Raw genomic sequence first — 21,794 nt, 5'->3', positions numbered from 1 at the left:
GGCGGCCCGCGCGCCGCGCCACGCTACAATGTGTGTCCATTGTGCCGTGCCTACCGCGCGGTCTGCCTTTGCCTTCCCATGATCCCAAAGTCTTCTTCGCGTTCTGCTTCCTCGCCGGCGCGTCCGCGCGAATCCCGCTTGTCCGTGTTGCATCTCGCGCCGGAGTCGCTCGGCTTTGCGCTTGACTGCGCCGCGCAGGCCGTCGGCGCCGTGCGTCTGGGCGCGGCGTTGCCGGCCGCGCTGCAATCCGTGTTCGTGTCCGCGCCCGAGGGCAGTGCCGCTGCCGCGCGCGGCGCGGTGCAGGACATCGCGTATCGCACGATGCGGCGTTTCGGCACGGCCGAGTGGCTGATCGCGAGGCTCGTCAAGAAGGCACCGCCGCCGCACGTGGGCCATGTGCTGGCCTGCGCGCTCGCCCTGTTGATCGACGACGAAGCGAGCGCCGCCTACACGCCGTTCACGGTGGTCGACCAGGCGGTCAGGGCAATTTCGGCGCGCCGCGAATTCTCGTTTGCGAAGGGGCTCGTCAACGCCGTGCTGCGCAACTTCCTACGCGAGAGGGATGTGCTGCTGACAGAAGCGCAAGCCGACGAAGTCGCGCATTGGAACTACCCGACATGGTGGATCGATGCAGTGAGACGCGCATGGCCCGACGCATGGCAAGACGTGCTCGCGGCCGGCAACACGCAAGGTCCGCTCACGCTGCGCGTGAACGCGCGTCATTCGACGGTCGAGGCGTATCTGCACGTCCTCGAGCAGCATCACATTGCGGCGAGCAAAGTCGGCGAATACGCGGTGAAGCTCGCGACGCCGATGCCGGTCGATCGTATTCCCGGTTTCAACGAGGGCGTGGTCTCGGTGCAGGACGCCGGCGCGCAACTCGCCGCGCAGCTGCTCGGCGTGCGTGACGGCATGCGCGTGCTCGACGCGTGTGCGGCGCCGGGCGGCAAGACCGGGCATCTGCTGGAACTCGCGAACCTGCAGCTGGTGGCGCTCGAAAGCGACGTGTCGCGCGCGCGGCGCATCGGCGAAAACCTGCAGCGGCTGAAACTGGAAGCCGAGGTGCGGATTGGCGACGCCGGTGCGCCGTCCAAATGGCACGACGACATCGACCAGCCGTTCGACCGCATTCTCGCCGACGTGCCGTGCTCGGCGTCGGGCATCGTCCGGCGTCATCCGGACATTCGCTGGTTGCGCCGTGCATCCGATATCCCCGCGCTCGTCGAGGAACAGCGGCGCATTCTCGACGCGCTCTGGCCGCTTGTGAAACCTGGCGGCGAATTGCTCTACGTTACGTGCTCGATCTTTCCCGAAGAAGGCGAGTTGCAGGCGCAGTGGTTTGGAAACAAGCACCAGGATGCGGTACGATTGGACGCGCCGGGGCAACTTTTACCCTCAGTCGCCCGCGCGCCCGCCGACCCATCGGCCGGTTCTCATGCCGGAGAATTCGCTGAGCCCAGCGCCGGCACGAACTCAGACCACGACGGATTTTTCTACGCGCGCTTTCAGAAACGGTGACCATCAAACGCTTCTTCCCGCTTCGGCTCGCCGCCGTGCTTTGGGTCGCGCTGGCCGTCTGGCTTGCGCTGCCGGGCGCGGCGCACGCCGACTCGATCGCCGTGCAGCGCGCTTCGCTGCAGGCCGACAACACCGGTTGGAGCCTCGACGCGCGTTTCGACTTTGAGTTGAACAGCAATCTCGAAGATGCGGTCAATAAAGGCATTCCGCTGTACTTCACGACAGATTTCGAACTGAGCCGGCCGCGCTGGTACTGGTTCGACGAGCAGCCGGTCAACGTGTCGCAAAGCCTGCGGCTGTCGTTTCAGCCGCTCACGCGCGAATATCGGGTGTCGAGTGTGTCGTCCGGCGGGTTGCAGCTCGGCTTCTCCACGCTCAAGGACGCGCTCGCGGTCATCAAGCATGTGTCCTCTTGGCACGTGATCGATCGCAACGACGTGCATGTCGGCGAAACGTACACCGCCTCGGTGCGCATGCAGCTCGACATCGCGTTGATGCCCAAGCCGTTCCAGATCGACGCGGTGAACAATCGCGACTGGAACCTCGCTTCCGAATGGAAGCGCTTTACTTTTACGGTGACCGAACGTGCTAAATAAAGTGCGCTCCGCCACCAGCGTCAGCAGCATCGTCGTGCGCGTGCTGGTGTCCACGGTCGCGGTGACGGCCGTGCTGCTGCTCGTGCTGCTCGCGGCGGCAAGCGCGAACACCGAATTCTTCGACCGCTATTACCAGTGGCTCTATGCCGCGAATCTCGTCGTCGCGATGATCTTCCTGCTGGTGGTGGCGACGCTCGTCGTCATCATCATTGCGCGATTGCGCAAGGGCAAGTTCGGCACACGGCTGCTCGCGAAGCTGGCGTTTTTCATGGCGCTCGTCGGGGTGGTGCCGGGCGGCATCATTTATGTGGTCTCGTATCAGTTCGTGTCGCGCAGTATCGAATCGTGGTTCGACGTGAACGTGGAAACCGCGCTCACCTCCGGCCTCAATCTCGGCCGCGGCATGCTGGACGCGTCGCTGTCCGATCTGCAAACGAAGGCGCGGCTCATGTCGGAGCAGCTCGCGAGCGCGGACGCCGCCGGCACGACGCTCACGCTGCTGCGTCTGCGCGACCAGTTCGGCGTGCAGGACGCGACCATCGTCGAGCCCACGCGCAGCATGTCCGGCGCCACGCCCGACATGCACGTGGTCGCGCAGGCGTCGGGCAATTTCGCGACGCTCGTGCCGAGCGACCTGCCCACCCAGCTGATGATCGACCAGGCGCGAGGGCGCGGCTATGCGGCGATTGAAGGCGAAGTGGACGGCGATCCGCACGCGCACGGCAGCAAGGGCGCGCTGCGCCTGCGCGTCGTGCAGCGCATTCCCGATTCGAACGCGGCGCTTCTGCAACCCACGGAGCGTTTTTTGCAACTGACGCAGCCGGTGTCGCAGTCGCTCGCGCGTAATGCCGACGCCGTGCAGCGCGCCTATCGCGAGTATCAGGAGAAAGCGCTCGGGCGTACCGGTTTGCGCAAGATGTACATCGGCACCCTGACGCTCGCGCTCTTTCTCGCCACCTTTATCGCGATGATGCTCGCGCTTGCGCTCGGCAATCAGCTCGCGCGGCCGCTGTTTCTGCTCGCGCAGGGCACGAAGGAAATCACCGAGGGCGATTACACGCCGAAGCGCGAGATCAAATCGCGCGACGAACTGGGCTTTCTCACGCAGTCGTTCAATGCGATGACGCGGCAACTCTCCGAGGCGCGCGCGGCGGTCGAAAACAACCGCATCGCGCTCGAGCATTCGAAGGCCTATCTGGAGAGCATTCTTGCGAACCTGACGGCGGGCGTGTTCGTGTTCGATCGCCAGTTCCGGCTCACCACCGCGAATCGCGGCGCCGAGCGCATCTTCCGTCAGCAGTTCCAGGAGGTGCTCGGCTCGGCGCTCGAAAAGATCGGCGTGCTGAGCGAATTCGGCGGCATGGTGCGCAAGGCGTTTGCGGACCGCGAAGCGGCCAGCGGCGACGCTCATGACGACGGCGGGCATTGGCAGCAGCAGTTTTCGATTCAGGTGGCGGGCGAATCCGAGCCGCTCACGCTGCTCGTGCGTGGCGCGCGCCTCGTGTCCGCCACCGATCCCGACGCGCAGGACCTGCAGACATCCGGCTACGTGGTCGTGTTCGACGACATCTCCGACGTGATCTCCGCGCAGCGCTCCATCGCGTGGGGCGAGGTCGCGCGGCGGCTCGCGCACGAGATCAAGAATCCGCTCACGCCGATTCAGCTTTCCGCCGAGCGCCTGCAGATGAAGCTGGCCGACAAGCTCGCGCCGTCGGATGCGGACGTGCTCAAGCGCGGCGCGACCACGATCGTCAATCAGGTCGCCGCGATGAAGCAGATGGTCGACAATTTCCGCGACTACGCGCGCACGCCGCCGGCCGTGCTTGCGCACCTGCAATTGAACGATCTGGTGAGCGAAGTGCTGACGCTTTACGGCATCGAAGAAGGCAAAGGCGCGATTCAGGTCGAGCTCTCGGAACTGCCCGCCATTCGCGGCGATGCGACGCAATTGCGGCAGGTGATCCACAACCTGCTGCAGAATGCGCAGGACGCGGTGGCCGAGGTCGAGCGCCCGCGTGTGCTGCTCGAGACGAGGACAGTAGAATACGGAGACCCCGACGCGGAAGGCAAGGCGCGCGTCGCGGTACGTCTGACAGTGTCGGATAACGGTCCGGGTTTCCCCACGCGCATTCTCACGCGCGCATTCGAGCCCTACGTGACGACGAAGGCCAAAGGCACGGGCCTGGGTCTTGCGATGGTCAAGAAGATCGTCGACGAACACGGCGCGCGCATCGACATTCGCAATCGCATGAAAGCGGGCGATGTCATCGAAGGCGCGCAGATTTCGATTCTCTTCCTTCAACTGGCAGACGACGCCGCGGCTCCCGAAGCGGGACCGCGTCCTGCGCATGGCGGCACGTCGCAGGGAAAGACAAAAGCAACAGTGCAGACAAAGGCAGCGTAAATGGCAACCATCCTGGTGGTAGATGATGAAATGGGCATCCGGGAATTGCTCTCGGAGATCCTGAGCGACGAGGGGCATGTCGTGGAGGCAGCGGAAAACGCGCAGCAGGCGCGCGAGTTCCGTTTGCGTCAGGCGCCGGACCTGGTGCTGCTCGACATCTGGATGCCCGATACCGACGGCGTCACGTTGCTCAAGGAATGGGCCGCGCAAGGGCAGCTCACCATGCCGGTCATCATGATGTCCGGTCACGCGACCATCGACACGGCAGTCGAAGCAACCAAGATCGGCGCGCTTAACTTTCTGGAAAAACCGATCGCGTTGCAGAAGCTGCTGAAGGCCGTCGAGCAGGGTCTCGCGCGCGGCACCGCGGCCGTGGCGCCGGGCGGTGCGGCCGCGAAATCCGCCATGCCGATGAATTCGTCGACGGTCGCTTCCGCGGCGGCGTTGCCCATGCTGTCCGCCGACGGCCACGGCAGCGGCGTGCTCGCGGCGCAAACGGCATCCATCTCGTTCGACATTCCGCTGCGCGATGCCCGCGACGCATTCGAGCGCGCGTACTTCGAGTATCACCTCGCGCGCGAGAACGGCAGCATGACGCGGGTCGCGGAAAAGACGGGACTGGAGCGCACGCATTTGTATCGCAAGCTCAAGCAGCTCGGCGTGGATCTCGGCAAGAACAAAGGTGAGTGAGCGCGGCGGCGCGGCGGGCGAGCATCGCGTGTGCAGATTTTTTGGAGAAGGGGCTTGCCCAGTAGATGACCCTTTGATATTATTTCGTTCTTCGTTGGCCCGGTAGCTCAGTTGGTAGAGCAGCGGATTGAAAATCCGCGTGTCGATGGTTCGATTCCGTCCCAGGCCACCAGGATTCAGCCCCAGGAAATCGCAAGATTCCTGGGGCTTTTCCTTTTGCGGTGAGGTTTGTTGGTTCGGCGGTTGTTGGTTCGGTGGCCGATCCTGCGCCGGGCGCGCCCGGCGAGCTTCGGCGTCGCGTGATAAAATCGCGCCAGTTCAAGGACTTGCATGAGAGTGCGGCGCCCGCCGAATGGGTTCATGAGGCGTTCATGGGCGAGCGGTCAGTCTGCGATCCGCACGAAACCCCTCGCCCGACGATCAACGGTATAAGGGCCCAGCAGCTTTGCAGCCAGAGGCGCGGCCTATACTGCTTTGGGCCGGCAGCAGTGCCGGCTCGCGTCGCGCCGCGTTGCTTGCATGGTGCACCTCGCGCAGCGCGACGCGGCACTCATCATTCACGGAGTTTCACGGTGATCCGCAAAGACGCTAAACGTAGCGCTCTGGTGCTGTTTTCCGGCGGCCAGGATTCCGCCACGTGCCTCGCATGGGCGCTTGAACGCTATGAGACGGTCGAGACGCTCGGCTTCGATTATGGTCAGCGGCATCGCGTCGAACTGGAGTGCCGCGAGGGCTTCCGCAACGCGGTGGCGCGCACGTTCCCGGCGTGGGGTGAGCGCCTCGGCGACGATCACATGGTCGATCTGTCCGTGCTCGGCGCGATCAGCGAAACCGCCATGACGCGCGAAATCGAGATCGAGGCCACGGCCAACGGTTTGCCGAACACCTTCGTGCCGGGCCGCAACCTGATGTTCATGACGATTGCTGCGGCCATCGCTTATCGGCGCGGTTTGCAGGTGCTCGTCGGCGGAATGTGTGAAACGGACTTCTCGGGCTATCCCGATTGCCGCGACGACACCATGAAGGCGCTGCAGGTCGCGCTGAATCTGGGCATGGACTCGCGCTTCGTGCTCGAAACTCCGCTCATGTGGCTCGACAAGGCGGACACGTGGCGCCTCGCACACGAGCTGGGCGGCGATGAACTGGTGGAACTGGTGCGCGTGGAAACGCATACCTGCTATGTCGGCGAGCGCGCGGAGTTGCACGCATGGGGCTTCGGCTGCGGCGAATGTCCGGCCTGCCGCTTGCGCAAGCGTGGCTACGAGGCTTGGCTCGCGGGCGAGAGGGTAACCGAGCCGGTGTGAGCAACCCGCGCAACGGCGCGGCTTCGGCAATCATTCGTAGGTACACAAGCTCGACAAGGTACGCGAGTACAAGGACAAGGCACAGGGCGGTAAGCATGACGTACGCGGTCAAGGAAATCTTCTACACGTTGCAAGGCGAGGGCGCGAATGCCGGGCGCCCCGCCGTGTTTTGCCGCTTTGCCGGCTGCAATCTGTGGTCGGGCCGTGAGGAAGATCGCGCCGAGGCCGTATGCCGCTTCTGCGACACGGATTTCGTCGGCACCGATGGTGAAAACGGCGGGAAGTACCGCACCCCCGAAGAGCTCGTGCAGATGATCGCGTCGCAATGGCCGGAAGGCGAGGGCCAGCGCTTTGTCGTGTGCACGGGCGGCGAGCCGATGTTGCAGATCGACGCGCCGCTCGTCGACGCGCTGCACGCAGCGGGCTTTGAAATCGCCATTGAAACCAACGGCTCGTTGCCGGTGCTCGAGACAATCGACTGGATTTGCGTGAGCCCGAAGGCCGACGCGCCGCTCGTCGTGACTAAAGGCAACGAGCTGAAGGTCGTGATTCCGCAGGACAACCAGCGTCTGTCCGATTACGCGAAGCTCGACTTCGAGTATTTCCTCGTCCAGCCCATGGACGGTCCGTCGCGCGACATCAACACCAGGCTCGCCATCGACTGGTGCAAACGCCATCCGCAATGGCGCCTGTCGATGCAGACCCACAAGTATCTGAACATTCCCTGATTTGCCGTGCTGACGATTACACGAAAACTCGAATTCGACGCGGGTCACCGCATTCCCGATCACCGTAGCCAGTGCCGCAATCTGCACGGCCATCGCTATGTGCTCGAAATCACGCTGCAAGGCGATCTCGTCGACACCGAAGGCGCGCCCGATCGCGGCATGGTGATGGACTTCGCCGACGTGAAGTCGCTCGCTGTCGAGCATCTCGTCGACAAATGGGACCACGCGTTCCTCGTCTACGAAGGCGACTCGCAGGTGCGCGGCTTTCTCGACACCATGGCCGGGCACAAGACGGTCGTGCTCGACCGCATTCCGACGGTGGAAAATCTCGCGGCCGTCGCGTTCGAGGTCCTCGCGAACGTCTATGACGCGCACTACGGCGTGAACCTGCGGCTCCATAAGGTGCGCCTGTACGAGACGCCGAACTGCTGGGCCGACGTGGTCCGCGACTAACGTCCGTGCGCGCTGCGCTGGGCAGACCGACCCAGCCGCCGCGTTATTGTCACGGTATGATCGCTCCATAACCACACGGAGCGAGACATGCCGGTCACCGCATTGCGCCGCAGCAGGCAGAAAGGCCGCCCACGTCCGGGCGCGGCTCGTTGGCGCGCTTATTGGAAAGGCGCGCTGACCCGCTTCCCGGATCCTGACGCAGTTCAACGTCACGGAGCGCGGCCATGAGCACCTTCACGAATCCCCTCAAGCAACGTCTGAAAGAAGCGGATCCGCTGTTCGGCCTATGGCTGTCGCTCGGCAGCGACGCCGCCGCAGAGGCACTCGCGCACGCCGGCTTCGACTGGCTGCTGATCGACATGGAACATGCGCCCAATGACAGCGGCGACGTCACATCGCAATTACGCGCCATTGCGGCCGCGCATCTGCCGAGCGAACCTGTGGTGCGTCTGCCGGCTCGCGAGCCGTGGCTCGTCAAGCGTGTGATGGATGCCGGCGCGCGCACGCTGATGTTTCCGAATATCGAGTCCGCCGAAGAAGCCGCGCACGCCGTGCGGCTCACGCAATATCCGAGCGCCGAGGCGGTGAACGGTCTGCGCGGCGTCGCGGGCGCCGTGCGCGCCGCGGCATACGGCATGCGGCGCGACTATGTGCAAACGGCCAATGCGCAGATTGCCACCATCGTGCAGATAGAGTCGGCGCGCGGTCTGGATGAAGTGGAAAAGATCGCGGCGACGCCGGGCGTCGATTGCCTGTTTGTCGGACCCGCCGATCTCGCCGCGAGCCTCGGGCATCTCGGCGATTCGAAGCACGCCGACGTGCAGGCGGCGATGGCACGCATTGTCAGCGCCGCGGACAAGGCGGGCATTGCCGCCGGCATTTTTTCGATGGACGCCGCGAGCGCAAGGCAGCATCGCGACGCCGGTTTTCGTTTTATCGCTCTGGCCGCCGACGTCATGTGGATGTTGCGCGCAACCCGCCAGGCGTTGCAGGAGGTGAGAGCATGAAGTGGCTGATGCAAGGCGTGGTCGCGCGGGTAGCGCTAGCGGCGGCGTTGACGACGGGTATGGCGGCGCAGGCGCAGGCGCAGGAGCGCATCGCCAAACCGAACGATCCCGAGACGCAAACCGCGGTCGCCGACTACAACGCCGGCAACCTGACCGCGGCGCTTGCCGAGTTCCGCAAAGCCGCCGAGCGCGGCAGCCGTCTCGCGCAGTTCAATTACGCGATGATGCTGCTCAATGGCGAAGGCACCGCAACCAACGTCGACGAAGGCAAGAAATGGCTGCGCAAGGCCGCCGACGCCAACATGTCGCACGCGCAATACGTGTACGGCAAGATGTACGACGATGGCGAGTTTGTCGGGCGCGATCCGGTCGAGGCGCACCGCTGGTTTCTGAAGGCGGCGCAACAGGGACACGTGCAGGCGGAGCTCGCGCTCGCCAATCAGTTCCTCGACGGACGCGGCACCGATCGCGACAACAAGCAGGCGTTCGTCTGGTACAAAAAGGCCGCGGAAGGCGGCGACATGACCGCGCAGTACGTGACCGGCTCTTTCTACGAGCGTGGCGGCGACGGCGTGGACAAGAATCTGAATGTGGCGCGAGCTTATTACGCTGCGGCCGCCGCGCAGGGCGATCCGGCGGCGCGCCTGAAGTATCAGCAGCTGAGTGCGCAGTTGCGCGATCACAAGGAAGTGAAACCGCAGTAAGCGAAAGGGGCGCGTCACACGACGCGCCCCTTGTTTTCGCGGGTTGCCGCAGGCAATGTTCCTTTGCCTAGCTCTGCATCAATCGCTTTTGACGCGCGACGCTCATGATGAGGCCGATTGCCACGCCGAGCGTCGTGAGCGCGGTGCCGCCGTAGCTCATGAACGGCAACGGCACGCCGACCACCGGCAGGATGCCGCTCACCATCCCGATATTGACGAACGCGTAGGTGAAGAACGCCATGGTCAGCGAGCCGGCGAGCAGGCGCCCGAAGAGCGTCGCGCCGTTGGCCGCGATATACAGTCCGCGCGCGATGAGCAGCATATAAAGCGTCAGCAGCACGATGCCGCCCGCGAGCCCGAATTCCTCGGAGAACACGGCGAAAATGAAGTCCGTGTGCTTTTCGGGGATGAACTCCAGATGCGCCTGCGTGCCCTTCAGCCAGCCTTTGCCGAGCGGGCCGCCCGAGCCGATGGCGATCACGGCCTGAATGGTGTGGAAGCCTTTGCCGAGCGGATCGGAAGTCGGGTCGAGCAGCGTGCAGATGCGGTGCTTCTGATAGTCGTGCATGAGCGGCCATTGCACTTCGGGCTGACAGATCTTGTCCTGGAACGCCGCAATGGATGCCACCGCGATCACGCCCGCAATCAGCACGGGCACGATCAGTTTGAAGCTCAGGCCCGCGAAATAAATCACGAAAAAGCCGGCAGCGAAGACCAGTACCGCTGTGCCGAGGTCGGGCTGCTTGGCGATCAGCCCAACAGGCACGGCAAGAATCAGCAGTCCGACCAGATAGTCGTACCAGCGCATCACGCCTTCGCGCCGCTGGTAGTACCAGGCGAGCATCAGCGGGGTCGCGATCTTCAGAATCTCCGAGGGCTGGATGACCACGCCCACGTTGATCCAGCGCTTCGCGCCCTTGCGCGTGAGGCCGAACAGCGCGACCGCGACCAGTAACGCGATCCCGAATGTATAGAGCGGCACCGCGAAGCGCATCAGCGTGGTGGGCGGCACGTTGGCGAGCGCCCACATCAGCACGAACGTCAGCATGATGTTGCGCAACTGGTCTTCCACGCGGCCCGGCACGTCCAGACTCGCGCTGTACAAGGTAACGATGCCTACGCACAGCAGCAGAAACACAATCAGTGCGAGCGGGCGGTCGAAGCCCGCAAACATCCGCTTGATGCGGTCGAGCCAGGCGCGCTTGTCGAATTGCATGCCTTTCTCCTTATTCGTCGATGCCGCCGGAAACCGGCTGGCGTGGCGACGCGGGCTCAGTGCCGCTATCGCGCGATGAGGTCCGGGCCGCATTCGCTGCGGGGCGCGCGGCAGCCGCGGGTGCAGATTCGCTTGCGGGCCTCGGCTGACGCGGGGCGCCCGATTTGTGCGAGGTCGCGTTCCTTGCCGCCGACGCCGGCGCGGGCGGGTTTGGCGCGGTGGCGGCCGTGGGTGCTGCGGCGCTTGCCGCCGCGCCTGTCGTCGATGTGGACCGGCTGCGCGGTAATGCGGCGTTTGCGGCGGGCGCAGTCGGTTTCGATACCGCAGGGACGGCCGCCGAAGCTGCCGCCGCCGGCCCCCCCGACGCGCCGTCCGCCGCGGAGGCGGCAGATGCCGCCGCAGCCGCAGCCGCAGCCGCAGCCGCACCGGGCATCGGCAGCGCGGTATAGCCCGCCGCGATCTTGACCGGCTGCCCGGCTTCCTGTGGCGCCGGCGCAGTGCCGACTTCGGGCGCGGACGCGTCCTCGGTAGCGGAGGCCGCCGCCGCGACGGCTGCCGCTGCGGCGCCCGGCTTGTTCTTGCCGACGAGGTAGTAGTCGAGCACCTTGCGCGCAATCGGGCCGGCGGCCTCTGCGCCCCAGCCGCCGTTCTCGACGATCAGCGCGAGCGCGATCTTCGGCTGCTCGGCCGGCGCGAAGGCGATGAAGAGCGCGTGGTCGCGCAAATGTTCGGCGATCGCGTGACCCTTGTAGTTGGCGCCCTGCAGCGAATACACCTGCGCCGTGCCGGTCTTGCCCGCCGCCAGATACGGTGCGCCGATGAACACCTTCGACGCCGTGCCGTTCGTTACGACGCCTTCCATGGCGTGCTTGATGATGTCGATGTCCGACTGCTTGACCGCGATCTTGTCGCTCGGATCGCGCACGACCGGACGCGTGTCTTTGGTGATCGGGTTCTCGATGTCGCGCACGAGGTGCGGTTTCATCACGACGCCGTTGTTCGCGAGCGTGGCCGTGGCGTGCGCGAGTTGCAGAATCGTGAAGGAGTTATACCCTTGGCCGATGCCGAGGCTGATCGTCTCGCCTTCGTACCACTTCTGCTGTTCAGGCTTGCGGTACGCCTTGCGCTTCCATTCCGTGGACGGCAGGATGCCGCGCGCCTCGCCCGCGATGTCGATGCCGGTGATCTGGCCGAAACCCCACGGCTTCATGAAGTTCGCGATGTTATTCACGCCGAGGTCGTGCGCGAGCATGTAGAAATATGTGTCGTTCGACACCACGATCGCGCGGTTCATGTCGACCCAGCCCTGACCGGAGCGCACGTCGTTGCGGAACGTGTGGCCGCCGAAGGTGTACGAGCCAGGATCCTGGAAGCCCCAGCCCGGCGTGCGCTTGTGCAGCGTCAGCGCGGCGAGCGCCATGAACGGCTTGTAGGTCGAGCCCGGCGGGTAGGTGCCGTGCAGCGGCCGGTTCAGGAGCGGGTGGTCGGGCGAGTTGTTGAGCTCGTCCCACGTCTGCTGATCGATACCGTCGACGAACGAGTTCGGGTCGAAGCTCGGCGCGGAAACGAACGCAAGCACGTCGCCGGTGGACGGCTCGATAGCGACGAGCGCGCCGCGGCGGCCCGCGAACGCCTGCTCGGCGACCTGCTGCAAGCCGATGTCCAGCGACAGCACGAGGTTGTTGCCGGGCGTAGCCTGCGTGCGGGACAGCGTGCGCACGGGCCGGCCGCCGGCGGTGACTTCGACTTCCTCGAAACCGGTCTGGCCGTGCAGCTCCGTCTCGTAACTCTGCTCGACGCCGATCTTGCCGATGTAGTCGGTGCCCTTATAGTTGTTTGCGTCGAGGCGCGGATCGTAGTGTTCCGGGTCGCTGTCGTTCTGGTCGCTCGCGTCGTCAATGCGTTCCTGGTCGCGCTGCGAAATCCGCCCGATATAGCCGATCACGTGCGCGGCCGTCGGCCCGAGCGGGTATTGGCGGAACAGGCGCGCACGCACTTCGACGCCGGGAAAACGGAAGCGCTGGGCGGTGAAGCGCGCAACTTCGTCGTCGGTGAGACGCGTGCGGATCGGCAGGCTTTCGAAGTTCTTGGAATCTTCCTGCAGCTTCTTGAAGCGGCGGCGGTCGCGGGCGTCGATCGAGACGACCGTGGCCAGATCGTCGATCACGCTTTCGAGCGGCGCGTTGAGCTTGGACGGCGTGATTTCGAGCGTGTACGCCGAGTAGTTCTTGGCCAGCACGACGCCGTTACGGTCGGTGATGATGCCGCGATTCGGCACGATGGGCGCGACGGAAATGCGGTTTTCGTCGGCCTGCAGCGAGTACTTGCTGTAGTGCCACACCTGCAGGAACAGGAAACGAAAGCCGATCAGCCCGAAGCAGACGAACACGAACAGACCCGCCGCCGCGACGCGCAGGCGGAACTTCGAGAGCTGTTGCTGGGTGTCCTTGAATTCGGTCATGCTATTTCAGCAAAAGGCCGGACGACGGCCATCATGAGTGTGCGCCTGATCCGGGCCGTGCCGGAAGGCATGAACGACCATGGGCGTCGAGCGGGCGGAAGAGGTGCGTTTCATGGCAACGGCCTGCGCGCGTGGCGCCGCGTTAAATGGGCCGCGTATCGTCGGGGTCGGCGGGGCGGCGCTGCGGCATTAACAGCAGCACGCTCGCGACCGGCCACAGTGCGGCCTCGACGAACCCGTCGATCAGATAACCCCAGCCAGGAAACGCCGCGCCCGTCAGCAGACGGATCACGAACGGCACCAGTTGCGCGGTGACGAGAAGCGGCATGACCGCGAAAGTCTGCACGCCGAGCGACATCCACAGCACGCGGCGGTGGATCGTGATCGCGCCATACGACAGCAGCGTGTACGCCAGCGCATGCTCGCCGAGCAGGCTTGCGTTGTGCACGTCCATCAGCAGGCCGAGCAGAAACGCGATGCCCATTCCGACCTTGCGCGGCTGATGGACGTTCCAGAACAGCAGCACGAGCGCGACGAAGTCCGGCACGCCGATCAGGCGCCCCCACGGCATCAGGTTCAGCAGGAACGCCGCGGCGAGGCTGAACGCGATGAAGTACGGATTGACCGGCTGCAGAATGTATTGCGGACGGTTCATGGTTTTGCCCCCGGCGCGGCTTGCGGCTTCGCTTTTTCAGCAGCGGCGGATTTTTCCGATGCCGCGGATTTCTGGTCGGCGGCGCCTGCCTTACCCGTTTGTGCCGTTTGTGCCGTTTGTGTGCTTTGGCCCGCCGCCTTGTCTGCCGGCTTTTCCGCCGGTTTTTCGCCCGGTTTCGCGGATTTGTCCGCGGCGGCCTTGCTGTCGGCTGACTTTGCGCCTTTCTTCGCCTTCGCGTCTTTCGCGGACACTTCAGGCTCCTCGACAGGACGCGGCGGCACGTCGTTCACGTAGTGCAGCACCAGCAACTGACGCGCGCCGCGCACCGGCGCGATGGGCAGGCAGATCACGCGGGCAAAGGCGGTGTCCGCCTGCCTGTCGACCCGCACCACCTTGGCGACGGGCAGACCCGGCGGATAGACGCCGTCGAGGCCGCTCGTGACGAGTTCGTCGCCCGTTTGCACGTCGGCGCTGATCGGCACGAAGCGCAGGTCGAGCGTGTCGCCCTTCGGGGTGCCGTAAATCACGCTGCGCAAACCGGTGCGCACGATCTGCACCGGCACGGCCTGGTCCTTGTCGGTCAGCAGCGTGACTTCCGCCTGCAGCGGGAACACGCGGGTCACCTGGCCGATTACGCCGTCTTCATTGACGACCGGCGAGCCGTTCTGAATGCCTTGCTGCGCGCCGCGGTTGATCACGACCTTCTGCGTGAACGGATCGCGCGTGTCGTACTGGATTTCCGCGGGCAGCGACTGCGTGGTCGCGCGCTGCGACAGCTGCAGCAATGCGCGCAAATGCGCGTTTTCGGCGGATAGTTCGGCGGCCGTATTGGCCTGCTGCGAAAGCTGGAGGTTTTTGGTGCGCAGCTTCTCGTTGTCGCTGCGCAGCGTGGCGCTCGTTACCGCGAGGTCGGCGGCGCCCATGAAAACGTCGCGCGGCACGAGCGCCGCGCGCTGCAACGGATAAAGACCCGCGCCGAGCACGCCGCGAACGATTTCGAGCGTCTTGAAGCGTGCGTCGGAGATCAGCAGGGCGAGCGCCAGCACGACGAAAAACACGAGTCGTGCGAGGGCGGACGGGCCTTGCTTGAACAGGGGCGGCGGACTGTATTCCATGGTCGGCGCCGGGGGCGTAAGCGGTTGGGTGAGGCGGCGGCGCGCTGAGAACGCGGTTCAGCGTGCGGACGCTGAGCGGCCGAACCAATGGCAAACCGGCCCGCATGGGGCCGTTTGCCAGATCCGCGCTACTGACATCGAACTCGCTCGCTTACTCGTACGAGAAGATGCTGCCGAGCTTGTCCATGCGCTCGAGCGCCATGCCGGAGCCGCGCACGACGCACGTGAGCGGGTCTTCGGCGACGAGCACCGGCAGGCCCGTCTCTTCCGCGAGCAAACGGTCCAGGTCGCGCAGCAGTGCGCCGCCGCCCGTGAGCATCATGCCGCGTTCGGCGATGTCCGCGCCGAGTTCCGGCGGCGTTTGCTCGAGCGCGATCTTCACCGACGAGACGATCTGGTTCAGCGGGTCGGTGAGCGCTTCGAGAATTTCGTTGCTGGAGATGGTGAAGCTGCGCGGAATGCCTTCCGACAGATTGCGGCCCTTCACTTCCATTTCCTTCACTTCCGAGCCCGGGAAGGCCGAGCCGATTTCCTTCTTGATGGCCTCGGCGGTTTGCTCGCCGATCAGCATGCCGTAGTTGCGGCGGATGTAGTTGACGATAGCTTCGTCGAACTTGTCGCCGCCCACGCGCACGGAGCCCTTATAAACGATGCCGCCGAGCGAGATCACGCCGACTTCCGTCGTGCCGCCGCCGATGTCGACCACCATGGAGCCGGTGGCTTCCGACACCGGCAGGCCCGCGCCGATTGCGGCGGCCATGGGTTCTTCAATGAGATACACCTGCGAGGCGCCCGCGCCGTGTGCGGCTTCCTTGATGGCCCGGCGCTCGACCTGGGTCGAACCGCACGGCACGCAAATGATGATGCGCGGCGACGGCGAAAACATGCGCGATTCGTGAGCCGTTTTGATGAACTGCTTGATCATCTGCTCGGTCACCGTGAAGTCGGCGATCACGCCGTCTTTCATGGGGCGGATCGCCTCGATGTTGCCTGGCACCTTGCCGAGCATCTGCTTGGCTTCCTTGCCGACTGCCTGGATGGTCTTCTTGCCGTTGGGTCCGCCTTCCTGGCGGATGGACACGACCGACGGTTCGTCAAGAACGATGCCCTTGCCACGCATGTAGATGAGCGTGTTGGCGGTACCGAGGTCAATCGCCAGATCGTTGGAGAAGTAGCTGCGCAAAAAACCGAACATTCAAAATCCTGTCTCGCTTGGGGCCGGGCCTCGCAACGTTTGCGCAGGGCGGCAGCGGAAAAAATAACAGCTTCAACCGGGCGAAGCGGCGCCACAGGAACTTGAAGCTGCGAGGGAGTCTACCGGAGGCCGGTGCAAAGCCAGGCCAGAAATATCCGAACCATCTTCACGAAATGTCCAGAATGGCCTTGGTAAGTCGGTCCGGGTTTGGGTCGAACGCGTAATGATACCTTATAATTTTGGTTGTTTTGAAGGAAACGGACGGCACTTTTTGCCGCCGCTGGCCCCTTTTTCGAGGTCTTCCTCCAACGTCGTAACTCGCTGTTGCAGCGCTCTTTTTGTGCTGCGGCGGTCCGCCACTTTTTCCGGTGACTGCATGGCTTTGACCCTGACCGATGTTAAGCGCATCGCGCATCTCGCGCGGCTCGAACTGGCCGACGCCGACGCCGAACACACGCTTGTCCAGCTCAACGAGTTTTTTGGCCTCGTCGAGCAGATGCAGGCGGTCGACACCACGGGCATCGCGCCGCTTGCCCATCCGATCGAGCAGATCGAGGACGTCGCGCTGCGCCTGCGCGACGACGCGGTGACCGAAACGATCGACCGCGAAGCTTTCCAGCGCCACGCGCCGGCCGTGCAGGACGGGCTGTATCTCGTGCCGAAGGTGATCGAGTAATACGCGCGCGGCGAGCCCCGCCCGGCCGGCAGGCTGCACGGGCGGCTTGCCGCTTTCGGGCTGGCGCTCGCAGGTTCGCTTTTCGCCGATACCTCGGCCCGGTTCGCCGGCGGGCAATCGAACGCCTCCACGGCAGCGCGATCCGCGCTGCCGCGCTTTCCAGGACATCACGCAATGCATGAAAAAAGTTTGACCGAACTGCGCGCCGCGTTGACGGCGAAGGAATGCTCCGCAGTCGAGCTGGCGCAGCTTTATCTGAAACGCATCGAGGCGGCGAGCGGCCTCAATGCATTCATCCAGGTCGACCCGGACCTTACCCTCGCACAGGCCAAAGCCGCGGACGCGCTGCTGCACGCGGGTCACGGCGGTCCGCTGACCGGCGTGCCCATCGCGCATAAGGACGTGTTCGTGACGAAGGGCTGGCGCTCCACCGCCGGCTCGAAAATGCTGTCGAACTACGAAAGTCCGTTCGACGCGACCGTGGTCGAGCGTCTCTCCAACGCCGGCATGGTGTGCGTCGGCAAGACCAACATGGACGAGTTCGCGATGGGCTCGTCGAACGAAAACTCCTACTTTGGCGCGGTGAAAAATCCTTGGGATCGTCAGGCGGTGCCGGGCGGTTCGTCGGGCGGTTCGGCTGCGGCTGTCGCTGCGCGCCTCGCGCCCGCAGCAACCGGTACGGATACGGGCGGCTCGATCCGCCAGCCGGCCTCGTTCTCGGGCATCACCGGCATCAAGCCGACCTACGGCCGCGTGTCGCGCTACGGCATGATCGCGTTCGCTTCGTCGCTGGATCAGGGCGGGCCGATGGCGCAAAGCGCCGCGGATTGCGCGCTGCTGCTCAACGCCATGGCCGGCTTCGACGAGCGCGATTCGACGAGCCTCGTGCGCGACGACGAAGACTACACGCGCTATCTCGGCCAGCCCTGGCAGCAAGGGGAGGCGGCCAAGCCGCTCGCCGGCTTGCGCATCGGCTTGCCGAAGGAATATTTCGGCGCCGGTCTCGCCGACGACGTCCGCGCATCCATCGACGCCGCGCTGAAGCAATACGAGGCGCTCGGCGCCACGCTCGTCGAGGTATCGCTGCCGAAGACCGAGCTGTCCATTCCGGTCTATTACGTCATCGCGCCGGCGGAGGCCTCGTCGAACCTGTCGCGCTTTGACGGCGTGCGCTTCGGCCATCGCGCCGCGGAATACCGCGATCTGCTCGACATGTACAAGAAGTCGCGCGCGGAAGGCTTCGGGCCCGAAGTGAAGCGCCGCATCATGGTCGGCGCCTACGTGCTGTCGCACGGCTATTACGACGCGTATTACCTGCAGGCTCAGAAAATTCGCCGCATCATCGCGCAGGATTTCCAGCAAGCGTTCAAGGAATGCGACGTCATCATGGGACCGGTCGCGCCGTCGGTGGCGTGGGATCTGGGCGCGAAGGGCGACGACCCGGTGCAGATGTACCTCGCCGACGTCTACACGCTGTCGGTCAGCCTTGCCGGCTTGCCGGGCATGAGCGTGCCGTGCGGCTTCGGCGCGGGCGCCAACGCGCAGCGTCCGGTGGGATTGCAGATCATCGGCAACTATTTCAATGAAGCCCGGATGCTCCAGGTGACCGACGCGTTCCAGCGCGCGACCGACTGGCACCGCAAGGCACCGGCAGGAGTGTGAGCACCATGACCAAGCAATGGGAAGTCGTGATCGGTCTGGAGACCCACGCGCAGCTGTCCACGCAATCCAAGATTTTCTCGGGCGCGCCTACGCAGTTCGGCGCCGCGCCTAACACGCAGGCCTGTCCCGTGGATCTGGCCTTGCCGGGCACCTTGCCGGTGATGAACCGCGGCGCCGTGGAACGCGCAATCCAGTTCGGCCTCGCAATCGGTGCAACGGTCGCGCCGCGCAGCATCTTCGCGCGCAAGAACTACTTTTACCCCGACCTGCCGAAGGGCTATCAGATCAGCCAGTACGAGATTCCCGTGGTGCAAGGCGGCCAGGTGACGATCCAGGTGCCGGCCAACGAGAAAGCGGGCACGGCAGCCTACGCGAAGGTCGTCAATCTCACGCGCGCGCATCTCGAGGAAGATGCCGGCAAGTCGCTGCACGAAGACTTCGCGGGCATGACGGGCATCGACCTGAACCGCGCCGGCACGCCGCTGCTCGAAATCGTCACCGAGCCGGAAATGCGCAGCGCGGCGGAAGCGGTGGCTTACGCGAAGACGCTGCACACGCTCGTCACGTGGCTCGGCATTTGCGACGGCAACATGCAGGAAGGCTCGTTCCGCTGCGACGCCAACGTGTCGGTGCGCCCGCTCGGTCAGGCGGAATTCGGCACGCGCGCCGAGATCAAGAACCTGAACTCGTTCCGTTTCCTTGAAGAAGCCATTCAGTACGAAGTGCGCCGCCAGATCGAACTGATCGAAGACGGCGGCACGGTGGTGCAGGAAACGCGTCTCTACGATCCGGACCGGCGCGAAACGCGCTCCATGCGCAGCAAGGAAGACGCGCACGATTACCGGTATTTCCCCGATCCGGATCTGATGCCGCTCGTGATCGACGCGGCGTGGGTCGAGCGCGTGAAGCGCGAAATGCCGGAACTGCCGGAGGCGATCCAGCAGCGCTTCGTCTCGCAATACGGTTTGACGCCGTACGACGCCAACGTCCTGACGTCGAGCAAGGCGACGGCCGCGTACTTCGAAGCGGTGGTCGAGAAGCTTGGTGCGGCCAATGCGAAGGTCGCGGCGAACTGGGTGATGGGCGAGGTGTCGTCGCAACTGAATCGCGAAGGCCTCGACATTGCTGAATGCCCGGTGTCGTCCGCACAGCTCGCGCTGGTGCTGCAACGTATTGCCGACGGCACGATCTCAAACAAGATCGCGAAGGAGATTTTCCTCGCCATCTGGGAAGAGAAGGCGACGGACGACGTCGCGGCCGACCGCATTATCGAAGCGAAGGGCCTGAAGCAGATTTCGGATACCGGCGCGCTCGAAGCGATCATCGACGAGGTGCTGGCCGCCAACCAGAAGTCGGTCGAGGAATTCCGCGCGGGCAAGGAGAAGGCGTTCAACGCGCTGATCGGCCAGGCGATGAAGGCGACCAAGGGCAAGGCGAACCCGGCGCAGGTGAACGAACTGCTGAAGAAGAAGCTGGGCTGATGCCCGGTTGAACTCAGTTTGCAGCCAGGTTCAAGCCTGGCCCGCGAGCTGACAAAATGCGCTCGAACGCAGATAGCTGAAGCGCTCGCTTCGGCGCCCGCGGGCTGTTGCCGGAAACGAAAGTGCGGGCAACGGCCCGTTTCATTTGCAAGCCCGCTTTGGCGTACCGGGCGCAGATTACGGAGTGTGTGGATGGCGAAGCAACCCGATCTCGACGATTTCCGCGTGCCTTACTTCGACGGCAAGAAGAAAAACAAATTTTCCCTCGACGACTTCGATCCCGCCGCGAAGCCTTTTTCGACGGGTACGAAAGAGTCTGATCGTCAGCGGCTTTCGGAAATCGGCGCGGAGCTCGACGTCTTCCAGGAGCGATTGCATGCGCAGCGAAAACGCCGCGTGTTGCTGGTGCTCCAAGGTATGGACACGAGCGGCAAGGACGGCACGATTCGCGCCGTGTTCCACGAAGTCGATCCGCTCGGTCTGCGCATCGCGCCGTTCAGGGCGCCCACACCCGACGAACTCGCGCACGATTTCCTGTGGCGCGTGCACGCGCAAGCGCCCGCGGCGGGCGAACTCACCATCTTCAACCGCAGCCATTACGAAGATCTGCTCGTGCCGACAGTGCTCGGCAGCATCGACGAAAACGCATTCGACGTGCGCTGCCGCCACATTCGCCAGTTCGAGGAACTGCTCGCCGACAGCGACACGACGATCATCAAGTGCATGCTGCATATTTCGAAAGACGAGCAGCGCGAGCGGCTGCAGGCGCGGATCGACGATGAAACCAAGCACTGGAAATTCGACGTGTCGGACCTCGACGCGCGCAAGCAGTGGGACAAATACCAGGCCGTCTATCGTGACACGCTGGCCGCGACTTCCACCGAATACGCGCCGTGGTACGTGATTCCCGCGGACTCCAAAACGCACCGCAACGTGATGGTGGCCGAGTTGCTGTTGCGCACTTTCCAGGGGCTGAAGCTCGACTATCCGCCGGCCAAAGAATCGCTGAAAGGCGTCAAGGTCGAATAGCCGCGGGCTTCGTCAGCGAGGCATCGAACACGAATCTGAAACCAAGCGAACACAAAGGAACGACATGTTGCGAGTGATTACCGCCAACCTGAACGGCATCCGCTCAGCGGCAAAGAAGGGATTCTTCGACTGGTTCGGCGAGCAGAATGCCGACGTGCTGTGCGTGCAGGAAATCAAATGTTCGCAGGACGACATGACGCCGGAATTCATGGCGCCGCACGATTTCACCGGCTATTTCCAGCATGCGGTGAAGAAGGGCTATAGCGGCGCCGGCGTCTATACGCGCCACGAGCCGGACGAGGTCGTGATCGGCTTTGGCAGCGAGGAGTTCGACCCCGAAGGGCGCTATGTCGAACTGCGTTTCGGCAAGCTGTCCGTTGTGTCCGTGTACGTGCCGTCAGGCTCGAGCGGCGAAGAGCGTCAGCAGGCCAAGTACCGTTTCATGGACGAGTTCATGCCGCATCTCGCCGAACTCGCGCGCGAGCGGGAAGTGATCGTGTGCGGCGACGTGAATATCGTCCACAAGGAAATCGACATCAAGAACTGGAAGAGCAACCAGAAGAACTCCGGCTGCCTGCCGGAAGAACGCGCGTGGCTCACCAAACTGTTCGACGAAGTGGGTTACGTCGACGTCTTCCGGACCCTCGATCAGCGGCCCGAGCAATACACGTGGTGGAGCAATCGCGGCCAGGCGTATGCGAAGAACGTGGGGTGGCGGATCGATTATCAGATTGCGACGCCGGGCATCGCGAGCACGGCGAAACGCACCGAGGTGTTTCGCGACATCAAGTTCAGCGACCACGCGCCGCTGACAGTCGACTACGACCACGACGTGAAGAAGTAAGGTTCAGGTTTCGCGGGGCGCGGTTCAGACGCGTGCGATGAAACGCAGGCGTCCTC

19 protein-coding genes and 1 tRNA gene are annotated in these 21,794 nt (G+C 64.2%); 15 read left to right on the top strand and 5 right to left on the bottom strand.

Annotated elements, in window-relative coordinates; all coding sequences use genetic code 11:
• Positions 1-78: 78 nt before the first annotated feature.
• From rsmB to HV711_RS16475, 10 genes are all read left to right on the top strand, one after another.
• Positions 79-1,518: a 16S rRNA (cytosine(967)-C(5))-methyltransferase RsmB gene (rsmB, locus tag HV711_RS16520; protein WP_028362083.1), complete on the top strand. Its 1,440-nt coding sequence runs from the start codon at positions 79-81 to the stop codon at positions 1,516-1,518.
• Positions 1,515-2,114 (top strand): DUF4390 domain-containing protein, encoded by a 600-nt coding sequence (locus HV711_RS16515; RefSeq protein WP_013586813.1) that lies wholly within the window; start codon positions 1,515-1,517, stop codon positions 2,112-2,114. The genes rsmB and HV711_RS16515 overlap by 4 nt, the downstream gene beginning before the upstream one ends.
• Entirely contained in the window at positions 2,104-4,518 is a 2,415-nt protein-coding gene (locus HV711_RS16510) for a sensor histidine kinase (protein ID WP_013586814.1), read from the top strand. Before HV711_RS16515 ends, HV711_RS16510 begins: the two co-directional genes overlap by 11 nt.
• Positions 4,519-5,208: a response regulator transcription factor EsaR gene (esaR, locus tag HV711_RS16505; RefSeq protein ID WP_013586815.1), complete on the top strand. Its 690-nt coding sequence runs from the start codon at positions 4,519-4,521 to the stop codon at positions 5,206-5,208. It begins immediately after the preceding gene.
• Between the two features lie 96 nt (positions 5,209-5,304).
• Positions 5,305-5,380 (top strand) — tRNA-Phe (locus tag HV711_RS16500).
• A 400-nt stretch (positions 5,381-5,780) separates the two neighbouring features.
• Entirely contained in the window at positions 5,781-6,512 is a 732-nt protein-coding gene (gene queC / locus HV711_RS16495; RefSeq protein WP_035482029.1) for a 7-cyano-7-deazaguanine synthase QueC, read from the top strand.
• Between the two features lie 95 nt (positions 6,513-6,607).
• Complete coding sequence (gene queE, locus HV711_RS16490) at positions 6,608-7,240, top strand: 7-carboxy-7-deazaguanine synthase (RefSeq protein WP_013586817.1); 633 nt, start codon at positions 6,608-6,610, stop codon at positions 7,238-7,240.
• A gap of 6 nt (positions 7,241-7,246) precedes the next feature.
• Positions 7,247-7,693: a 6-carboxytetrahydropterin synthase QueD gene (gene queD / locus HV711_RS16485; RefSeq protein WP_013586818.1), complete on the top strand. Its 447-nt coding sequence runs from the start codon at positions 7,247-7,249 to the stop codon at positions 7,691-7,693.
• A 224-nt stretch (positions 7,694-7,917) separates the two neighbouring features.
• Positions 7,918-8,700 carry an HpcH/HpaI aldolase family protein gene (locus HV711_RS16480; protein ID WP_013586819.1) on the top strand — a complete coding sequence of 261 codons (783 nt, stop codon included), beginning with the start codon at positions 7,918-7,920 and terminating at the stop codon, positions 8,698-8,700.
• Positions 8,697-9,404 (top strand): tetratricopeptide repeat protein, encoded by a 708-nt coding sequence (locus tag HV711_RS16475; protein ID WP_035482027.1) that lies wholly within the window; start codon positions 8,697-8,699, stop codon positions 9,402-9,404. Before HV711_RS16480 ends, HV711_RS16475 begins: the two co-directional genes overlap by 4 nt.
• 67 nt (positions 9,405-9,471) lie before the next feature.
• Here HV711_RS16475 and rodA read toward each other — a convergent pair whose 3' ends face one another.
• From rodA to HV711_RS16450, 5 genes are all read right to left on the bottom strand, one after another.
• Positions 9,472-10,620 (bottom strand): rod shape-determining protein RodA, encoded by a 1,149-nt coding sequence (rodA, locus tag HV711_RS16470; protein ID WP_013586821.1) that lies wholly within the window; start codon positions 10,618-10,620, stop codon positions 9,472-9,474.
• A gap of 10 nt (positions 10,621-10,630) precedes the next feature.
• Complete coding sequence (gene mrdA, locus HV711_RS16465; protein ID WP_035482025.1) at positions 10,631-13,081, bottom strand: penicillin-binding protein 2; 2,451 nt, start codon at positions 13,079-13,081, stop codon at positions 10,631-10,633.
• 142 nt (positions 13,082-13,223) lie between these two features.
• On the bottom strand, positions 13,224-13,736 hold the full coding sequence (gene mreD / locus HV711_RS16460; protein WP_013586823.1) for a rod shape-determining protein MreD: 513 nt from the start codon (positions 13,734-13,736) through the stop codon (positions 13,224-13,226).
• Entirely contained in the window at positions 13,733-14,851 is a 1,119-nt protein-coding gene (gene mreC, locus HV711_RS16455; RefSeq protein WP_035482023.1) for a rod shape-determining protein MreC, read from the bottom strand. The genes mreD and mreC overlap by 4 nt, the downstream gene beginning before the upstream one ends.
• A gap of 151 nt (positions 14,852-15,002) precedes the next feature.
• On the bottom strand, positions 15,003-16,046 hold the full coding sequence (locus HV711_RS16450; RefSeq protein WP_004189550.1) for a rod shape-determining protein: 1,044 nt from the start codon (positions 16,044-16,046) through the stop codon (positions 15,003-15,005).
• 376 nt (positions 16,047-16,422) lie between these two features.
• On the opposite strand from HV711_RS16450, the gene gatC reads away from it, so the two are divergent.
• From gatC to HV711_RS16425, 5 genes are all read left to right on the top strand, one after another.
• On the top strand, positions 16,423-16,722 hold the full coding sequence (gene gatC / locus HV711_RS16445) for an Asp-tRNA(Asn)/Glu-tRNA(Gln) amidotransferase subunit GatC (protein WP_035482022.1): 300 nt from the start codon (positions 16,423-16,425) through the stop codon (positions 16,720-16,722).
• A 174-nt stretch (positions 16,723-16,896) separates the two neighbouring features.
• Positions 16,897-18,384: an Asp-tRNA(Asn)/Glu-tRNA(Gln) amidotransferase subunit GatA gene (gene gatA / locus HV711_RS16440; RefSeq protein ID WP_035482020.1), complete on the top strand. Its 1,488-nt coding sequence runs from the start codon at positions 16,897-16,899 to the stop codon at positions 18,382-18,384.
• 5 nt (positions 18,385-18,389) lie between these two features.
• A complete protein-coding gene (gene gatB / locus HV711_RS16435; RefSeq protein ID WP_013586827.1) occupies positions 18,390-19,865 on the top strand; it encodes an Asp-tRNA(Asn)/Glu-tRNA(Gln) amidotransferase subunit GatB in 1,476 nt (491 codons plus the stop codon).
• A 192-nt stretch (positions 19,866-20,057) separates the two neighbouring features.
• A complete protein-coding gene (locus HV711_RS16430) occupies positions 20,058-20,894 on the top strand; it encodes a PPK2 family polyphosphate kinase (RefSeq protein WP_028362078.1) in 837 nt (278 codons plus the stop codon).
• 64 nt (positions 20,895-20,958) lie between these two features.
• Positions 20,959-21,738, top strand: coding sequence for an exodeoxyribonuclease III (locus tag HV711_RS16425; protein ID WP_013586829.1), 780 nt, complete (start codon positions 20,959-20,961; stop codon positions 21,736-21,738).
• Positions 21,739-21,794 lie beyond the last annotated feature (56 nt).

Source organism: Paraburkholderia phenoliruptrix (genome assembly GCF_902859825.1).
In the GTDB taxonomy this organism is placed as follows: Bacteria; Pseudomonadota; Gammaproteobacteria; order Burkholderiales; family Burkholderiaceae; genus Paraburkholderia; species Paraburkholderia phenoliruptrix.
This window is presented reverse-complemented; position numbering and strand designations above follow the sequence as displayed.